Raw genomic sequence first — 17469 nt, forward strand, 5'->3', positions numbered from 1 at the left:
CCCTTTTTTTCTGCGCGATTTAGCCGTTTGATCGCCCGCCCCATTCTGCCGGGCGGCTGACAAGGGTCAGACCCGAGTAATTCCGGTGATGGTGATGCCGTAACACTCAGCCAGACGCACGGCCGGGGTCTGGATTTCATTGGGAAGGTCTTTTGGCTCTTCGCGCTCGTAGACCTGCTCGGCCATTTTGAGCAGATGCATCACCGCCTGTTCCAGGCTCGGTTTACTGGCGGACTGAAGCTCGAACACCTCGGTGCGCTCATCTTTGCTGTATGTGATCTTCCAGGTTGTCATGACTGATTCCTCCCGCGCTAAAACACTCGACCATCCGCATGTTGACGGACACGGTCCTGATTAGACCCACCTTACCAAAGCCGCCCGGTCACTGTGGGCGACACCCCGCCGGACAGGCTTTCCAGATGTTTCAGCGCCGCTAGCTCGGCAAGACTGCAATGCTGTTCATTTAAGCCAAGTTAGCGGCATTTTTGTAGCCGGATGAAATTGGCGAAAAGCCACGGACGACAGGCCGCGACGGACGTGGAAGCGGAGGATGAGCGCCCCTCAAGTGAACAGCATTACCGCCAAGACTGAACCTTGTGCGCCGACATGCCTCAAAGCAGATGCATCGATTGATTCTCCGGGCGCCTATGGCGCCTATTTTTTTGCTTGAAATTCAGCCTTATGCACGGTCATTGACGATTAACGCAAGGCCACAGTTGGCTTATGATCCTGCAGCGCCTGCGCCAAGCCAGTCAAACTGGACGCAATGCCCCAACGAGCAGGTTGTCACCTTCTGACCACTATCTTCCGCGTAACCGACTTGCACTAAGGAACCACCATGAGCAGCCGCCAAGCCGAGATCGCCACCGCCCTGAACGTGGTGCCCCCCTTTGCCGACGAAACCGCCCTGCTGGCAGAGATCGAGCGGCGCAAAATTTTTATCAAGAATTGCCTGCGTAACGCGGGCCTGAAAGTACTGGTGCTGGGCATCAGCGGCGGGGTCGATTCGCTGACCGCAGGACGCCTCGCGCAACTGAGCGTGGAAGAACTGCGCAACGAGACGAACGACGACGCGTATCGCTTCATCGCCGTACGCCTGCCTCACGGCACCCAGCACGACGAGCACGACGCCCGGGCGTCACTGCAGTTTATCCGTGCGGACGAAGAAGACACGGTGAACATCGCCGACAGCGTGTATGCACTCGGCGAGCAGGTCAGCCACCTGCAGACGCTCAGCGATACACGTCGCGATTTTATCGTCGGTAACATCAAGGCGCGCATGCGCATGGTCGCCCAGTTCACCATTGCCAACGCCAATAACGGCCTGGTAATCGGCACCGACCACGCTGCCGAGGCGGTCATGGGCTTTTTCACCAAGTTCGGTGATGGCGCTTGCGACCTCGCGCCACTCAGTGGCCTGGTCAAAGGCCAGGTGCGCGCCATCGCCAAGCAGCTTGGCGCCCCGGAAAACCTGGTCGTCAAGGTGCCTACCGCCGACCTGGAGGAACTGCGCCCAGGCAAGCCGGACGAAGAAGCGCACGGCGTCAGTTACGCCGAGATCGACGCGTTCCTGCATGGCCAGCCGGTTCGCGACGAGGTTTACGCCATCATCACCCGCACCTACGACAACAGCCGGCATAAACGCGAACTGCCACTGGCGCCCTGATCACAAAGCGCAGGCAAGAAAAAGCCGGCTCCACGTAGTGTGTAAACCGGCTTTTCTTGATCCAGCAGATCGATCAGGCTTTCGGCAAGGTCACGCCCAGTTGCCCCTGGTATTTACCACCGCGATCCTTATAGGACACTTCGCACTCCTCATCAGACTCGAAAAAGAGCATCTGGGCCACGCCTTCGTGGGCGTAGATCTTCGCCGGCAAGGTTGTGGTATTGGAGAACTCCAGCGTCACATGGCCCTCCCACTCGGGTTCCAGCGGGGTGACGTTGACGATGATGCCGCAGCGCGCGTAGGTGCTCTTGCCCAGGCAGATGGTCAGTACATTGCGCGGGATACGGAAGTATTCGACGGTGCGGGCCAGGGCGAAGGAGTTCGGCGGAATGATGCAGACATCGCTCTTTACGTCGACGAAGCTCTTTTCATCGAAATTCTTCGGGTCGACGGTGGCCGAATTGATGTTGGTAAACACCTTGAATTCATCGGCGCAGCGCACATCGTAGCCATAGCTGGAGACACCGTAGGAGATCAGCGCCTGACTGCCTTCGGTGCGCACTTGGCGCTCGACGAAAGGCTCAATCATGCCGTGCTCTTGCGCCATGCGGCGAATCCATTTATCCGATTTGATGCTCATGGCGGGCGTCCTGATAAGCGGGTGATGAAAAAGTGAGCGCATCTTACCGGGGCCAGCGACAGGGTTCAAAGGCTGTCGACCAACGTCAGTGCGCAAGCCTGGCTTTACTTCACCCGTCGCCAAATAACAAAAAGGCCTACAGAGCGTTCGCGCTTAGCGTAAAAAACGCGTACAGTAGCGCCACTGTGCTGCATGTGTCACCGCGAATCGCTACTTGATGCCTAGATCTCGATCCAAACATCGTCCGACTCCTAGTACTCGTTGCACTCAGTCCCGGCCTGGGCTTTTCCAGGGCTGTTATTAAAAATTGTTAGGAGACATAACATGTCGAATCGTCAGAATGGTACCGTCAAGTGGTTTAACGATGAGAAAGGCTACGGCTTTATCACTCCGCAATCCGGTGATGACCTGTTCGTACACTTCAAAGCTATCCAGAGCGATGGCTTCAAGAGCCTGAAAGAAGGCCAAGCAGTGACTTTCGTGGCCACCCGTGGTCAGAAAGGCATGCAAGCTGAGGAAGTTCAGGTTGCATAACCTGATCTAACCTCGCTTGAGAAAAAGCCCCGCCATGTGCGGGGCTTTTTTGTGGGCGCTGATCCGTCGCCTACACCAATGCCGTGCGCACTAAGCGCACGGCATTGACTCATTCAGTCCTCGCTGACTACGATGCTCGGCATGGCCTGCACCTGCCGCTCACCCTGGGCGATACGCGCGCCAACATTACGCGCGATCTCCTGATAGATCATGGCGATCTGGCTTTCCGGGTCGGCGACTGTGGTCGGCTTGCCACCGTCGGACTGCATGCGAATGGCCATCGACAGGGGCATGGACGCCAGCAGGTCGACACCAAACTGCGCCGCTAGCTTCTCGCCACCCCCTTCACCGAACAGATGCTCGGCATGGCCGCAGTTCGAGCAGATGTGCACCGCCATGTTTTCCACCACACCGAGCACCGGGATGTTCACCTTGCGGAACATCTCCACGCCTTTCTTGGCATCCAGCAGCGCCAGATCCTGCGGCGTGGTGACGATCACCGCGCCGGACACCGGCACCTTCTGCGCCAGGGTCAGCTGGATGTCGCCAGTGCCTGGGGGCATGTCGACCACCAGGTAATCCAGGTCGCCCCAGGCGGTCTGGCTGATCAACTGGATCAGCGCACCGGAGACCATTGGTCCGCGCCATACCACCGGGGTGTTTTCGTCGGTCAGAAAGGCCATCGACATGACCTCGACGCCATGGGCCTTGAGCGGCACGAACCATTTCTGATCCTTGATCTCAGGCCGCGTGCCCTCGGGGATACCGAACATGATGCCCTGACTCGGCCCATAGATATCCGCGTCGAGAATGCCGACCTTGGCACCTTCGCGCATCAGCGCCAGTGCCAGATTGGCGGCCGTGGTCGATTTGCCCACGCCACCCTTGCCCGAGGCCACCGCGATCACGTTCTTCACGTTGGCCAGGGCCGGTATTTGCTCCTGCGCCTTGTGCGCCTCGATCACGCAATCGACCTGCACCTGCGCACTGTCGACGCCGTCGAGGTTTTCCAAGGCCATTTGCAGCATCTGTGCCCAGCCGCTCTTGAACAGGCCGGCGGCGTAACCCAGTTGCAGGCGCACGCTGACCTTGCCGCCCTGGATATCCACTGCACGCAGACAGCCGGCGCTGACTGGGTCCTGATCAAGGTGGGGATCGGTGTATTGGGACAGTGCAGCTTCGATCGCTGCGCGGGTGACGGACATAGAAAACTCCCAGGGAAAGACCGAGCAAAACAGGCGGGTATATTACCCCGTAGACTACGCCGCGCGCACCGCCTCTCTGGCTCATAGTCGCCCTTGGTCGACGCCGCGCAGCCTGCCCAGACGATCCAGCGGGTGAAAAAAATCCGCGTCGCCTATATAGTTGCCGACTTCTTTCGTTATACCAGTGCAGCCGATTCCCATGAGCGAAGCCCGCAAGATTCTCGTTACCAGCGCCCTGCCCTATGCCAATGGTTCGATTCACCTTGGCCATATGCTCGAGTACATCCAGACCGACATGTGGGTGCGTTTCCAGAAGCTGCGCGGCAATCAGTGTGTGTACGTCTGCGCCGACGACGCCCATGGCTCGGCGATCATGCTGCGTGCCGAGAAAGAAGGCATCACCCCGGAACAGCTGATCGACAACGTCAAGGCCGAGCACACTGCCGACTTCGGCGACTTTCTGGTGAATTTCGACAACTACCATTCGACCCACTCCGCAGAGAACCGCGAGCTGTCGGCGGCGATCTACCTGAAACTGCGCGACGCCGGGCATATCGCCACCCGCTCGGTAACCCAGTACTTCGACCCGGAAAAGGGCATGTTTCTCGCCGACCGCTTCATCAAGGGCAGCTGCCCGAAGTGCGGCGCCGAGGACCAGTACGGCGACAACTGCGAGAAATGTGGCGCCACCTATGAGCCCACTGAGCTGAAGAACCCGCGCTCGGCCATCTCCGGCGCCGTACCGGAGCTGCGCGACTCAAAACACCTCTTCTTCAAGCTGCCGGACTTCGAGGCCATGCTGAAAAGCTGGACCCGTGGCGGCGCCCTGCAGGACGCGGTGGCCAACAAGATCGCCGAATGGCTGGATTCCGGCCTGAAGGAATGGGACATCAGCCGCGATGCGCCCTACTTCGGCTTCGAGATCCCCGATGAGCCCGGCAAATTCTTCTATGTCTGGCTGGACGCACCTGTTGGCTACATGGCCAGCTTCAAGAACCTCTGCGCGCGCACTCCCGAACTGGACTTCGACGCGTTCTGGGGCAAGGACTCGACGGCCGAGCTGTACCACTTCATCGGCAAGGACATCGTCAACTTCCACGCCCTGTTCTGGCCAGCGATGCTCGAAGGTGCCGGCCTGCGCAAGCCCACCGCCATTGCCGTGCATGGCTACCTGACCGTCAACGGGCAGAAGATGTCCAAGTCGCGCGGCACCTTTATCAAGGCGCGTACCTACCTGGATCATCTGAACCCGGAATACCTGCGTTACTACTACGCCGCCAAGCTGGCACGCGGCGTCGACGACCTCGACCTCAACCTCGAAGACTTCGTGCAGAAGGTCAACTCCGACCTGGTCGGCAAGGTAGTCAATATCGCCAGTCGCTGCGCCGGTTTCATCCACAAGGGCAATGCTGGCGTGCTGGTCGCCGGTAACGCCGCCCCCGAGCTGACCGAGGCCTTCCAGGCCGCCGCGCCGAGCATTGCCGAGGCCTACGAGGCGCGCGACTTTGCCCGCGCCATGCGCGAGATCATGGGCCTGGCCGACCGCGCCAACGCCTGGATCGCCGACAAGGCGCCCTGGTCCCTGGCCAAACAGGACGGCAAGCAGGACGAGGTGCAAGCCATCTGCGCCCTGGGCATCAATCTGTTCCGTCAGCTGCTGATCTTCCTCAAGCCGGTGCTGCCGAAACTGGCCGCCGACGCAGAAGCTTTCCTGAATGTCGCCCCGCTGACCTGGAACGACCACCAGAGCCTGCTGGCCAACCATCAATTGAACCCGTTCAGCGCCCTGCTGACCCGTATCGAGCCTGCGAAAATCGACGCCATGATCGAAGCCTCCAAAGAAGACCTGGCCGCCAGCCAGACCGACAGCGCGCCGCAAGGCAATGGCGAGCTGACCAAGGAGCCGCTGGCCGCGGAAATCGCCTTCGACGCCTTCGCCGCGGTCGACCTGCGTATCGCCCTGATCGAGAAATGCGAATTCGTCGAAGGCGCCGACAAGCTGCTGCGCCTGACCCTGGATATCGGCGATGGCAAGCGCAACGTGTTCAGCGGGATCAAGAGCGCCTACCCGGACCCGAGCAAGCTGGAAGGCCGCCTGACCCTGTACGTGGCCAACCTGGCCGCGCGCAAGATGAAGTTCGGCGTGTCCGAAGGCATGGTCCTGGCTGCCGGCCCCGGCGGCGAGGAAATCTACCTGCTCAGCCCGGACAGCGGCGCCAAACCAGGCCAGCGGGTCAAGTAAGACTACTGCGACGTATTGGCGCAGCGTGCCCCAATACGCTGCGCTAGCCTTATGCTAGCCACTCAAGGACGCTGATCCGGCTTGTGTGGCCGGATCGGCTTGTCGATAATAGACACCCATTTTCCCACGGCCTTGCCTGTCCACCAACGGAACCCGCAATGACCGAACTCGCCTTGATCATGGTCAGCGCCATCCTGGTCAACAACTTCGTGCTGGTGCAGTTCCTCGGCCTGTGCCCGTTTATGGGCGTGTCGAGGAAGATCGAGACGGCCATCGGCTTGTCCCTCGCCACCACCTTCGTCCTGACCCTGGCCGCCATGTGCAGCTACCTGGTCCAGCAATACGTGCTCAAGCCGCTGGATATCGAATTCCTGCGCACCATCAGCTTTATCCTGGTGATCGCCGTGGTGGTGCAGTTCACCGAAATGGTGGTGAACAAGACCAGTCCGCTGCTGTACCGCGTGCTCGGCATCTTCCTGCCGCTGATCACCACCAACTGCATCGTCCTCGGCGTGGCCCTGCTCAATGCCAACAAGGCCGAGTTCACCTTTATCACCGCCACCGCCAATGGTTTCGCCGCCGGACTCGGCTTCTCCCTGGTGCTGGTGCTGTTCGCCGCCATGCGTGAGCGCATCGCCATCGCCGACGTGCCGAAAAACTTCCAGGGTGCAGCCATCGGCATGGTCACGGCCGGCCTGATGTCGCTGGCGTTCATGGGCTTTACCGGCCTGATCAAGCTATGAGCCTGTTGCTCAGCGCGGTTCTTGCCCTGCTGGCGCTGTGCCTGGTGGCCGGCGCCATCCTCGGTTTCGCCGCCGTGCGTTTCAAGGTCGAAGGCAACCCGATCGCCGAGCAGATCAACGCCCTGCTGCCGCAGACCCAGTGCGGCCAGTGCGGCTATCCCGGTTGCAAGCCCTATGCCGAGGCGATTGCCGGCGGCGACAAGATCAACAAGTGCCCACCGGGCGGCGAAGCGACCATCCAGGCACTGGCCGACCTGCTGGATGTCGAGGCTGAAGCCCTGGATGCGGTGGAAGGCGAAAAACCGCAGATGGTCGCCTACATTCGCGAGGCCGAATGCATCGGCTGCACCAAGTGCATCCAGGCCTGCCCGGTGGACGCCATTGTCGGCGCGGCCAAGCAGATGCACACGGTGATCGTCTCCGAATGCACCGGCTGCGACCTGTGCGTCGAACCCTGTCCGGTGGACTGCATCGACATGCTCCCGCTGGGCAGCAGCGTGCAAAGCTGGAAGTGGAGCAAACCCCTGGCACCTGGCCAGTTGATCGCCACCGATCGGGAGCAGGCGGCATGACGGCGATGCAACCCCGGGCTTGGGATATCCCCGGCGGCATTCATCCGCCGGAGCGTAAACAACTCTCCAACCGCACGCCGATCCAGCCCGCACCGTTGCCCAAGCGCCTGGTGTTGCCGCTCAACCAGCACATTGGCGCCACGGCCGAGCCTGTGGTTAGCCTGGGCCAACGGGTACTCAAGGGCCAGCTGATCGCTGCCGCCAATGGTTTCGTCAGCGTGCCGCTGCATGCACCGACCTCCGGCACTATCAGTTTTATCGGCCCGCAGCCTTATCCACATGTTTCCGGCATGCTTGCCCCGGCCATCGTCATCGACAGCGATGGCCTGGATCAGTGGTGCGCACTGACGCCCTGCCCGGACTACCGCCACCTGGAAAACAGCAGCCTGCTGGAGATGATTCGCCAGGCCGGGATCAGCGGCCTGGGCGGCGCTGGCTTCCCCGCGGCGGTCAAGCTCAACGCGCGACCCACCCAGAAAGTCCATACCCTGGTGATCAACGGCACCGAGTGCGAGCCGTACATCACGGCCGATGACCTGTTGATGCGCGAACGAACCCTGCAGCTGATCTCCGGCATCGACATCCTCGCGCAACTGATCCAGCCCGATCAGGTGCTGATCGGCGTCGAAGACAACAAACCTGAAGCCATCGCCGCACTGCGCGCAGCCTTGAGCGAGCGCAGTTATCAACTGCGGGTCTTCCCGACCAAATACCCCTCGGGCGGCGAGAAGCAACTGATCCAGATTCTCACCGGCGTCGAAGTACCCAGCGGCGGCCTGCCGGCGGATATCGGCATCCTCTGCCAGAACGTCGGCACCTGCAAAGCCATCCACGATGCGGTGATTCTCGGTAAACCGCTGATCTCGCGCATCACCACCCTTACCGGCGAGGCTCTGGCGCGACCAATGAACGTCGAGGTGCTGCTCGGCACCCCGGTCGGCGAGCTGCTGGAGTTTGCCGGCCTCGACCGCAGCAAGCTCAACCGCCTGATCATGGGCGGGCCGATGATGGGCTTTACCCTGCCCGACTTCGACGTACCGCTGATCAAAACCACCAACTGCCTGCTCGCCGCGACCAGCGCCGAATTGCCAGCGCCGCCACCGGCCATGCCCTGCATTCGCTGCGGCGAATGCGCCGAGGTCTGTCCGGCCAGCCTGCTGCCGCAGCAATTGCATTTCTTCGCCATCGGCCAGGAACACGAGCAGCTCAAGGCGCACAACCTGTTCGACTGCATCGAGTGCGGCGCCTGCGCCTATGTCTGCCCGTCGAGCATTCCCCTGGTGCAGTACTACCGTGCGGCCAAGGGCGAAATTCGCGACCTCGAACAGAAGCAGCTCAAGGCCGAGCAGTCCAAGCAGCGCTTCGAGCTGCGCCAGGAGCGCCTGCGCCGCGCCGAAGAGCAGAAAGAAGCCGAGCGCAAGGCCCGCGCCGAGAAAGCCGCCCGCGCCAAAGCCGCCCAGGCCGAAGCGCTAGCGAGCACTGACGATGGCGCGCAAGCAGGCAAGCCGGGCGGCCTCGGCGATGACCTGAAGAAACTCAAGATCGAAGCCAGCATGGCCCAGGTCGCACTGAAGAAGGCCGAGAAACAACTGGTGGCCCACGTCACCCCCGAGATGCAGGCCCAGGTCGACCAGCTGCGCAGTGCCGCAACAGCCGCACAACAGACTCTGGATGCCGCCATGGCGGCCAATCCACCCGCCGCCGCAACGCCTGCGGTGGACGACGGCGGCGGCGCCCTGAAGAAAGCCAAGATCGACGCGGCCATGCTCCGCGCCCAGCTGCGCAAGCTGGAGAAAGCCGAGGCACCCAGCCCTGAACAGCAGAGCGAACTGCAACAACTGCGCGAGCAGCTACAGGCGGCAGAAAAACTGCTGGCTGAACTGGAAACCCAGGCTCCCGCCGCATCAGCCAAACCTGTCGATGACGGCGCCCTGAAGAAAGCCAAGATCGACGCGGCCATGCTTCACGCCCAGCTGCGCAAGCTGGAGAAAGCCGAGGCACCCAGCCCTGAACAGCAGAGCGAACTGCAACAACTGCGCGAGCAGCTACAGGCGGCAGAAAAACTGCTGGCTGAACTGGACACCCAGGCTCCCGCCGCATCAGCCAAACCTGTCGATGACGGCGCGCTGAAAAAAGCCAAGATCGAACTGGCGATGAAACGCGCCGAGCTGAAAAAAGCCGAGAAAACCGGCAGTGATGAAACCGAACTAGGCAGTCTGCGCGATGCGTTGGCCCAGGCCGAACAGGCGCTGCACACTGCCGAAGCAACGTCCCGCAAGCCTGCGCCGACGCTGCTACGCACCGACAAAAGCCCGATCGACGACGCCACCCGCGCCCTGAAAACCGAAGTAGCCTTCGCCCGCGCCGACCTGCGCAAACTGGAACGCGACGAGAGCAGTGCCACCGACGCCCTGGCGGCAGCCCGTCAACGCCTGGTAGAAGCCGAACAGAAATTACAGCAACACCCAGGCTAACCGACACCCGGTAGCCCGGATGCACTCCGGGGGCAGTGTCGAGCATGCCCGCTGGCAATGCCCCGGAGTGCATCCGGGCTACGATTTTTAACAGCCTTTATGGCGGCGCACCGCGCAGCCTACGCAAGCCACTAACCGGAGTGCCAATGGCTCTGCCCCGTATCACATCGCCCCACGCCAAGGGCAGCAATCGTACCCAGCAGGTGATGCTGCAGGTACTGCTGGCCACCGTGCCGGGGATCCTGGCGCTGACCTGGCTGTTCGGCTTCGGCACCCTGACCAACCTGCTGTGGGCCAGCGCCTGCGCCCTGGGCTTCGAAGCAGCGATCCTGGCCCTGCGCCAGCGGCCCCTGGGATTTTTCCTCAATGACTACAGCGCCTTGGTCACCGCGGTGCTGCTGGCCCTGGCCCTACCAGCCTATTCGCCTTGGTGGCTGACTCTGATCGCCACCGGCTTCGCCATCGTCTTCGGCAAGCAACTGTACGGCGGCCTCGGGCAGAACCCATTCAACCCGGCAATGCTCGGTTATGTAGTGGTGCTGATCTCCTTCCCAGTGGAAATGACCAGTTGGCCAGCGCCGCACACGGTCGGCCTGTTCGATGGCCTGCAGCACATTTTCGGCCTGGCCGCCCTGCCCGATGGCTGGACCCAGGCCACGGCGCTGGATGCCATCAAGATCAATAAAAGCCTGACCATGGACGAACTCTGGGCACAAAGCCCGGCGTTTGGCCGCTTCGGCGGCGCCGGGGCTGAAGCCGTCAACCTAGCCTTTCTCGCCGGTGGTCTCTATCTGCTCTACAAGCGCCTGTTCACTTGGCACGCGCCCGCGGGCATGCTCGCCTCCCTGGCCCTCATGAGCCTGCTGTTCTGGCATGGTTCGGGCTCGGATTCCAATGGCTCACCGCTGTTTCACCTGCTCACCGGCGCCACCATGCTCGGCGCTTTCTTCATCGTCACCGACCCGGTATCCGGCGCCACCAGCAATCGTGGCCGCCTGATTTTCGGCGCAGGCGTCGGCGTGCTGGTCTATGTGATCCGCGCTTGGGGCGGCTACCCGGATGCCGTGGCCTTCGCCGTGCTGCTGATGAACCTGGCTGCGCCAACCATCGACTACTACACCCGACCGCGCACCTACGGTCATCGCAAGCCGACTCGCGGCTTCAAGTTGGGAGAATAGAGAATGCTCCCGGAAATCAGCCGTTCGATGCTGAAAAACAGCCTGGTGCTCGGCCTCTTTGCCATCGTCACGGTGGGCCTGGTGACACTGATCCAGCAGGCCACCGCCACGCGGATCGAGGCCTCTGCCCGCGCCGCACAGGTCCGTGCGCTGGGCGAGATTCTCCCGCTCGGCAGCTATGACAACCACTTGCTGGATAACAGCATCAGCGTGCACGACCCCTTGCTTGGCAACCGCAGTCCGCAGCCCGCTTATATCGCCCTGAAAGATGGCCAAGCCAACGCGGTGATCCTCCAGGCCACCGCACCGGACGGTTATAGCGGTGCAATCCGCTTACTGGTCGGTATTGGTGCCGATGGCCGCCTGGCCGGTGTGCGCGTACTCAGCCACCGCGAAACCCCAGGTCTGGGCGATAAGGTCGAGCGGACGAAAAGCAACTGGATCCTGGGTTTCGCTGGCAAGTCACTCGACAATCCAGGCGAAACCGGCTGGGCGGTCAGAAAGGATCGCGGCGAGTTCGATCAGTTCGCCGGCGCCACCATCACCCCGCGCGCGGTGGTTAAAGCGGTGCATAACGCGCTGCTGTATTTCGATCAGCATAGTGCCGAACTGCTGGTCACCCGCAATACTGACGCTGCCAGCGACACCACCTTGCAGCACAAGGCAGAGGCCGACTCCGAGGTCACCCATTCGCGCGCCGGCAGTGCCGCTAGCCGCGAGGGCGACAGCAGCGCCCCCGATGATCGAGGAACCGCGCCATGAGCAGCCCCAGCTATCGCGATATCACCCTTAACGGCCTGTGGAAGAACAACCCGGCGCTGGTTCAGCTGCTCGGCCTCTGCCCGCTGCTCGGCGTCAGCAACTCCACGGTCAATGCCCTGGGCCTGGCCCTGGCCAGTGCGGTGGTACTGATCTGCTCCAACACCGCGGTATCGCTGGTGCGCGGCGTGGTCAATACCGCCGTGCGCCTGCCCGCCTTCGTGATGATCATCGCCGCGCTGACCACCTGCATCGAGCTATTGATGCAGGCCTACACCTACGAGCTGTACCAGATCCTCGGCATCTTCATTCCGTTGATCACCACCAACTGCGTGATCCTCGGTCGCGCCGACGGTTTTGCGGCGAAGAACGATCCGGGGCGGGCCGCCTATGATGGCCTGGTGATGGGTATCGGTTTCGGCGTGGTACTGGTCATGATCGGCGCCCTGCGCGAACTGCTCGGTACCGGCGCACTATTTGCCAACATGCACCTGCTGTTCGGCCCGATCGCAGCAGATTGGCAGCTGACCCTGCTCGCCGACTACACAGGCTTCCTCCTGGCCATCCTGCCGCCGGGAGCCTTCATCATGCTCGGCCTGCTGATCGCCGGAAAGAACCGCATCGATGAAGTGCTAACCGAACGGGCCAAGGCAAAACAGGTCGACGTGCCGGAGCCAAGCCGTCGGGTAAGGGTCACCGGAGTGATTGAGTGAACGCCGCCAAGCGCCACGAAATATTTCGTCGCCTGCATGAAGATAATCCAGAGCCAAAAACCGAGCTGGCCTACAGCTCGCCTTTCGAACTGCTGATCGCAGTCATTCTCTCGGCCCAGGCCACCGATGTTAGTGTCAACAAGGCGACCGCCAAGCTTTACCCGGTGGCCAACACACCAGAAGCTATCTATGCCCTGGGTGTGGCAGGTTTGAGCGAATACATAAAAACCATCGGCCTGTTCAACGGCAAGGCGAGGAACGTCGTCGAGACTTGCCGCCTGCTGGTCGAACTGCACGGCAGCCAGGTGCCGCAGACTCGCGAAGCCCTCGAAGCGCTGCCCGGAGTCGGCCGCAAGACCGCCAACGTGGTGCTCAACACGGCCTTTCGTCAGCTAACCATGGCAGTGGACACGCATATTTTCCGGGTCAGCAACCGCACCGGAATAGCTCCTGGCAAGAATGTGCTCGAGGTGGAAAAGCAGCTGCTGAAGTTTGTGCCCAAGGAATTTCTCCTCGATTCACACCACTGGCTGATCCTCCATGGTCGCTATGTTTGCCTGGCGCGCAAGCCGCGCTGCGGCAGTTGCCGCATCGAAGACCTGTGCGAATACAAGGACAAAACCTCGGACGATTGAGCTTTCCATCGTTCAACGCCTGACCGATAGAAAAAATCTTTTTTACCCGCCTCGGTTTTGCGGCTATAAGGTGCGCAAATGGCCCTTGTCGCCGGGAGTGAAAAACATGAGCACTGGTAAAGAAGACCTCGAGCTCGACGAAGACTTTGTCGCAGAAGATGCAGACGATGGCGATGCCCCTGTGGAGGTTGCCAAAACCAATCTGACCAAACGGCGCGTCATCGACAATTTCCTCGAAGAGCGCCGCCTGCATAAGCAGCTGAGCGAGTACGACTTCGATCTTTAGTTGCAATATTGGAAACCTTGCAAGGCAAGGCAAGGTTTCTCCAGCCACCCCGGCACAGGGGTCTTGTGCGCCCCCCGGTGTCGTGCTATGGCTTGGTTATCTGAAGGCCGTACAAGCATGACCTAAGCTGCCAGCCTATTGATGCTTGGTGCACAAACATTGCAACGAAGCGAAAGACCGTTAACATTGCAGCCAATGGCAAGCTGATTGAAGCGACTGCTGCTTGGCCTATCACTGCCCACCGGTGTGGCAGAATCAGCAGTTGCATAGTCTCTAGGCCTGCGTGGCTAGTTCAATGTGCCAATTTCGGCGTTTGCGGCCCTGAGACTGCGTTACCGCTCCTCGCCTCGAAACCTCAACTATCCGAACTTGAGTTAACCCACTAGCCGTAAAGGCAACTAGTGTGCTGTCTCTAAATAAAGGTTCTTCGCGGATTGGCGTGAAATAAGGTAGAGGTTGGCAGGCAAGCGCAGCAGCCTCATAGGCTGGGTTACGTCGCGCCCAATTAGGCTACTTGCATGGACCACCGTGCACGCGTCTAGCCCAGCCTCTGATGGATATTTGTGATACGCCACACGATTGGCCCACCAACCGTCTACCCCCCCTTAAGACACAGCCTTTGCAGTCGATTACCAGGGCAATCAAGGAAGGCTAAGCGCACATCCGCGCTCTATCACGACTATCGCGAAACGGTCATAACCGCGCGTTAGCCCTGATTAACCCCTGAAGGAAAATGGAATTTATGTATATAGGACAAGCCGCCAAACTCTCAGGTGCCACAGTCAAAAGCATTCGCCATTACGAGGATATAGGCCTCATCCCTCCGCCCCAGCGTGTAGGTAAATACCGTATCTATCGGCAGGAATGCGTCGATGTGCTGCGTTTTATCAAATGCGCCCAACAGCTCGGTTTCAAACTGAAGGAGTTGCAAGACATCCTGCGTGACTATAACGGTTTGGATTTCCCCTGGAATCTGGCGCAACTGGAAATCACTAGAAAGAAACAAGAGCTGCTCACCCAGATTGATTCCATGCAGCAACTTTACCAAGGCCTAGTGGACTTCGAACAGAACCTGAATGGCGCAAAAGAGCAATGCCATCTTGCTCAGAGCAGCGATGAAGCAAAAAAAAATCTTCCCGAACTACAGAACTAGGCCATCTGCTAGCCGTACTGAAAAAGCCCACTGCACCTGCTGTGGGCTTTAACACTGGGTTCGCGTTAGACAGCCACCTCACCAGCAACCGGATAGTTATCTTGGGTTGCCGGCACCACCTTAGCGAAGAACCACGGCGAGATCAGCGTCACCACCAGAATGGTCATCACCCCGCTGATAAACAGCGCTAGCGCCACCAGCCCACCCAGATCGATGATCGGCTTGTAGTCGGAAAACAACAGCGCCAGGAAGCCAACCGAGAAGATCACCACGTTGATCACGGTCGAGCGCCCGACACTGTGCATCGCTTCGAGTATTGCCGCGTCTATATGCATGCCGCGTTGTACGAACAGCTTGATCCGCGAGATCAGATGCACCGCGTAATCGACTACCCCGACGACCAGGAAGGTGACCAGCGCGGTGCCGATATTCAGTTCGATCTCGAACAGATACATGCAGCCGTACAGGCTGACCGAGGTGGTCAACAGGGTGAACATGCCGAGCAGGCCCAAACGCAACGAGCGCAACCAGAACATCATCATCAAGGTGACCACCAGTAGCGCCAGGGTGAAGCTGAGCACCTGGCCGCGGGTGATCTCCTGGAGCACCCCGGTCCAGATCACCGGCGTACCCGCATGGGTGATTTCCAGATTGGCTGGCTTATTCACCGCCAACCAGGCATCCAGGCGATTGAGCAGACTCTGATAGTCGCTGGCCACCGACGAGGTCATGGTGTAGAGCACCAGGGCCTTCGAATAATCGGCGTTGAGCACGTTGGTCAGATCCGAACCACCGCCGTTCTCGAAGAGCATCACATGCTGCTCGATCAACGCGTTGCCCTCGACCTCAAAGTGCTCGACAGAACCATCCTCGTTCTTCGCCGTCACCTGCTCCTGCGCCTGTGGAACCCGCAGGTAACTCGGGTCCATATCGTTGAGAACCAGGTTCATCCGCTTGATATAGGTCGCCAGCGAATAGCCATAGCTGACATCCGGCTGCTCTTTGAGGAAGCGATCCAGCTTGTCGATGAACTGCACCACCTCGGTGTCCAGCACGCCGCGTGGGGTCTTGCTATCGATGGCGATCCAACCCGGCGCAGTACCGGCCACATGCGCATTGACGAATTCATCGGAGATGCGGAAAGGGTTGTTCTTCTCGAAGTAGGCGATACCTGAGTCCTCTATCTGCACGAGGAAAGTCAGCCCGGTCATCACCAGCATCAACGGCACCATCACCAGCAAGGCCGCCTTGCGCCGCGAAATCAGCCAGGCGCAGGCTGCAACCAGCAGGCGAGAGATGATCGAATCCTTCTGCAGGGTACCGACCTGCTGCTTGGCGTCTCGGCCGAACAGCGCGATCCAGGCCGGAATCAGCAACAGCGAGATCAGCAGTGCAACGCCCAAACCGATGGACATAAACATGCCAAAGTTGCGGATGCTGACAATGTTGGTGACGGTTGAGAGCAGGAAGGTGGCGATGGTAGTCACGGTGGTCAGCACCACCGGCATGACCATCAGACGCATGGTCTCGCGGTTGGCTTCACGGCTGCTTTTCCCTGCCCGTATCTGCTCGTAGTACTCGGACATGATATGCACCGCGTCCGAACAGCAGATGGTGAACAGGAACACCGGCAACACGCTGGTCAGCAGGTCGATAGGCACTTCCAGCAGCGCCATCATCCCCAGGGTCCAGAGGGTGCAGAACAGAATATTCAGCAGCGGCAGCAGCACACCCAATGGCTTGCGGAAGAACACCAGCAGCAGCGCCATGATCAGCACAAACACCGCCGGGAACAGCAACCCCAGATCGTGATCGATGATCTCCTGTTGCGCGCCGATAAAGATCGGCATACCGGCAATAAACACCTCGTCGGTGAACTCCGGGTGCTCGGCCTGATACGTGGCCACCATGTCGCGGAAAATCTGGTAAGCCCGCAGTTGGGCAATAGCGTCATCCTGCTTGGTGCCCAGTTCCGCCACCAGCAAGGCAACGCTCTTGTCGCGGGACACCACGCCATCGAGCATCAGCTCGTTGCCCATGATCTCGGCTTCTACCTCGGCTGGGTCCATGTTCGCGGCACGCAGGGTTTTGTGAATCAGCAGCTCGCCCTCATCGGTGAGGACGATGTTCTCCAGGTCACCCATCGAGGCCATCTCCCGAATGGGGTTGACCCGTTCGGTGAGGAAGGACAGGAACTGCAGCTGCTGTGAGCCCCAGCTCTGCTCGCGGGCATGCTGCTGCAGGGCCTTGAGCGGCTGATAGTCATTCTGCGCCAGCCCGTCCTGAGCAATTTGCTCCAGTAACTCAGTGGCCAGCCCATCGCCTGCGTGCTCAGCAACGATGCGCTGCAATTCGCGGGCATCGTCCTCATTGCTGAGCACCACCAGACGTGCCGACTGAGACAGCGCGTATAGCGCGTTCAGCGAATCTTTGTTGAACACGCTTTGCGGGTTATGCAGGGCTACCATCACCGAGTCGAAAGTACCGGTGAACTCATCCTGCAGGTCGATGATGGTCTTGCGTGCCGGATGCGTTTCCTTGAGCAGGTAGGGGTTGGTGTCGGAGGTCAACGCCCCCAATGCATAAGTGAAGTACGCGGTGATCGCCACTAACAGCACGATAATCGAACGCGCGTAGCGTTCGACAAAAGCCAAATATCTTTCCATGGT

The 17469-nt window shown here is 60.2% G+C and carries 16 protein-coding genes; 12 read left to right on the forward strand and 4 right to left on the reverse strand.

The annotated features are described in order from the left end of the window. Positions 1-66: 66 nt before the first annotated feature. Positions 67-294: a hypothetical protein gene (locus tag B2D37_RS11055; protein WP_079202730.1), complete on the reverse strand. Its 228-nt coding sequence runs from the start codon at positions 292-294 to the stop codon at positions 67-69. A gap of 544 nt (positions 295-838) precedes the next feature. Between B2D37_RS11055 and nadE the strand changes: the two genes are divergently transcribed. Further along, entirely contained in the window at positions 839-1666 is an 828-nt protein-coding gene (gene nadE, locus B2D37_RS11060) for an ammonia-dependent NAD(+) synthetase (RefSeq protein WP_079202731.1), read from the forward strand. Positions 1667-1739: 73 nt separating this feature from the next. On the opposite strand, the gene dcd is transcribed toward nadE, so the two are convergent. Further along, complete coding sequence (gene dcd, locus B2D37_RS11065; protein ID WP_079202732.1) at positions 1740-2306, reverse strand: dCTP deaminase; 567 nt, start codon at positions 2304-2306, stop codon at positions 1740-1742. 324 nt (positions 2307-2630) lie between these two features. Between dcd and B2D37_RS11070 the strand changes: the two genes are divergently transcribed. Beyond that, positions 2631-2840 (forward strand): cold-shock protein, encoded by a 210-nt coding sequence (locus B2D37_RS11070; protein ID WP_079202733.1) that lies wholly within the window; start codon positions 2631-2633, stop codon positions 2838-2840. Between the two features lie 113 nt (positions 2841-2953). Here B2D37_RS11070 and apbC read toward each other — a convergent pair whose 3' ends face one another. Next, the gene (gene apbC / locus B2D37_RS11075) at positions 2954-4045 is read right to left on the reverse strand and encodes an iron-sulfur cluster carrier protein ApbC (protein WP_079202734.1); all 1092 of its coding nucleotides are present in this window, start codon (positions 4043-4045) and stop codon (positions 2954-2956) included. A 199-nt stretch (positions 4046-4244) separates the two neighbouring features. On the opposite strand from apbC, the gene metG reads away from it, so the two are divergent. The 10 genes from metG to B2D37_RS11125 all read left to right on the forward strand — a co-directional run bounded on the left by metG (position 4245) and on the right by B2D37_RS11125 (position 14800). Then, the gene (gene metG, locus B2D37_RS11080) at positions 4245-6287 is read left to right on the forward strand and encodes a methionine--tRNA ligase (protein ID WP_079202735.1); all 2043 of its coding nucleotides are present in this window, start codon (positions 4245-4247) and stop codon (positions 6285-6287) included. 158 nt (positions 6288-6445) lie between these two features. Then, complete coding sequence (rsxA, locus tag B2D37_RS11085) at positions 6446-7030, forward strand: electron transport complex subunit RsxA (protein WP_079202736.1); 585 nt, start codon at positions 6446-6448, stop codon at positions 7028-7030. Next, complete coding sequence (gene rsxB, locus B2D37_RS11090) at positions 7027-7602, forward strand: electron transport complex subunit RsxB (protein ID WP_079202737.1); 576 nt, start codon at positions 7027-7029, stop codon at positions 7600-7602. The genes rsxA and rsxB overlap by 4 nt, the downstream gene beginning before the upstream one ends. Further along, positions 7599-10076 carry an electron transport complex subunit RsxC gene (rsxC, locus tag B2D37_RS11095; RefSeq protein WP_079202738.1) on the forward strand — a complete coding sequence of 826 codons (2478 nt, stop codon included), beginning with the start codon at positions 7599-7601 and terminating at the stop codon, positions 10074-10076. Before rsxB ends, rsxC begins: the two co-directional genes overlap by 4 nt. Positions 10077-10222: 146 nt before the next feature. Beyond that, a complete protein-coding gene (gene rsxD, locus B2D37_RS11100; protein WP_079202739.1) occupies positions 10223-11254 on the forward strand; it encodes an electron transport complex subunit RsxD in 1032 nt (343 codons plus the stop codon). A gap of 27 nt (positions 11255-11281) precedes the next feature. Then, positions 11282-12016 carry an electron transport complex subunit RsxG gene (gene rsxG, locus B2D37_RS11105; protein WP_371915451.1) on the forward strand — a complete coding sequence of 245 codons (735 nt, stop codon included), beginning with the start codon at positions 11282-11284 and terminating at the stop codon, positions 12014-12016. Then, positions 12013-12726, forward strand: coding sequence for an electron transport complex subunit E (locus tag B2D37_RS11110; RefSeq protein ID WP_079202741.1), 714 nt, complete (start codon positions 12013-12015; stop codon positions 12724-12726). The genes rsxG and B2D37_RS11110 overlap by 4 nt, the downstream gene beginning before the upstream one ends. Then, the gene (gene nth, locus B2D37_RS11115) at positions 12723-13361 is read left to right on the forward strand and encodes an endonuclease III (protein WP_079202742.1); all 639 of its coding nucleotides are present in this window, start codon (positions 12723-12725) and stop codon (positions 13359-13361) included. The genes B2D37_RS11110 and nth overlap by 4 nt, the downstream gene beginning before the upstream one ends. Positions 13362-13467: 106 nt before the next feature. Continuing rightward, on the forward strand, positions 13468-13647 hold the full coding sequence (locus B2D37_RS11120) for a PA3496 family putative envelope integrity protein (RefSeq protein WP_079202743.1): 180 nt from the start codon (positions 13468-13470) through the stop codon (positions 13645-13647). Between the two features lie 742 nt (positions 13648-14389). After that, complete coding sequence (locus B2D37_RS11125) at positions 14390-14800, forward strand: MerR family transcriptional regulator (RefSeq protein ID WP_079202744.1); 411 nt, start codon at positions 14390-14392, stop codon at positions 14798-14800. Positions 14801-14865: 65 nt separating this feature from the next. Here the strand turns inward: B2D37_RS11125 and B2D37_RS11130 are convergent, their stop codons facing one another. Further along, entirely contained in the window at positions 14866-17466 is a 2601-nt protein-coding gene (locus B2D37_RS11130; protein ID WP_079202745.1) for an MMPL family transporter, read from the reverse strand. Positions 17467-17469 lie beyond the last annotated feature (3 nt).

This window comes from Pseudomonas sp. CC6-YY-74, assembly GCF_002025205.1.
In the GTDB taxonomy this organism is placed as follows: Bacteria; Pseudomonadota; Gammaproteobacteria; order Pseudomonadales; family Pseudomonadaceae; genus Aquipseudomonas; species Aquipseudomonas paeninsulae.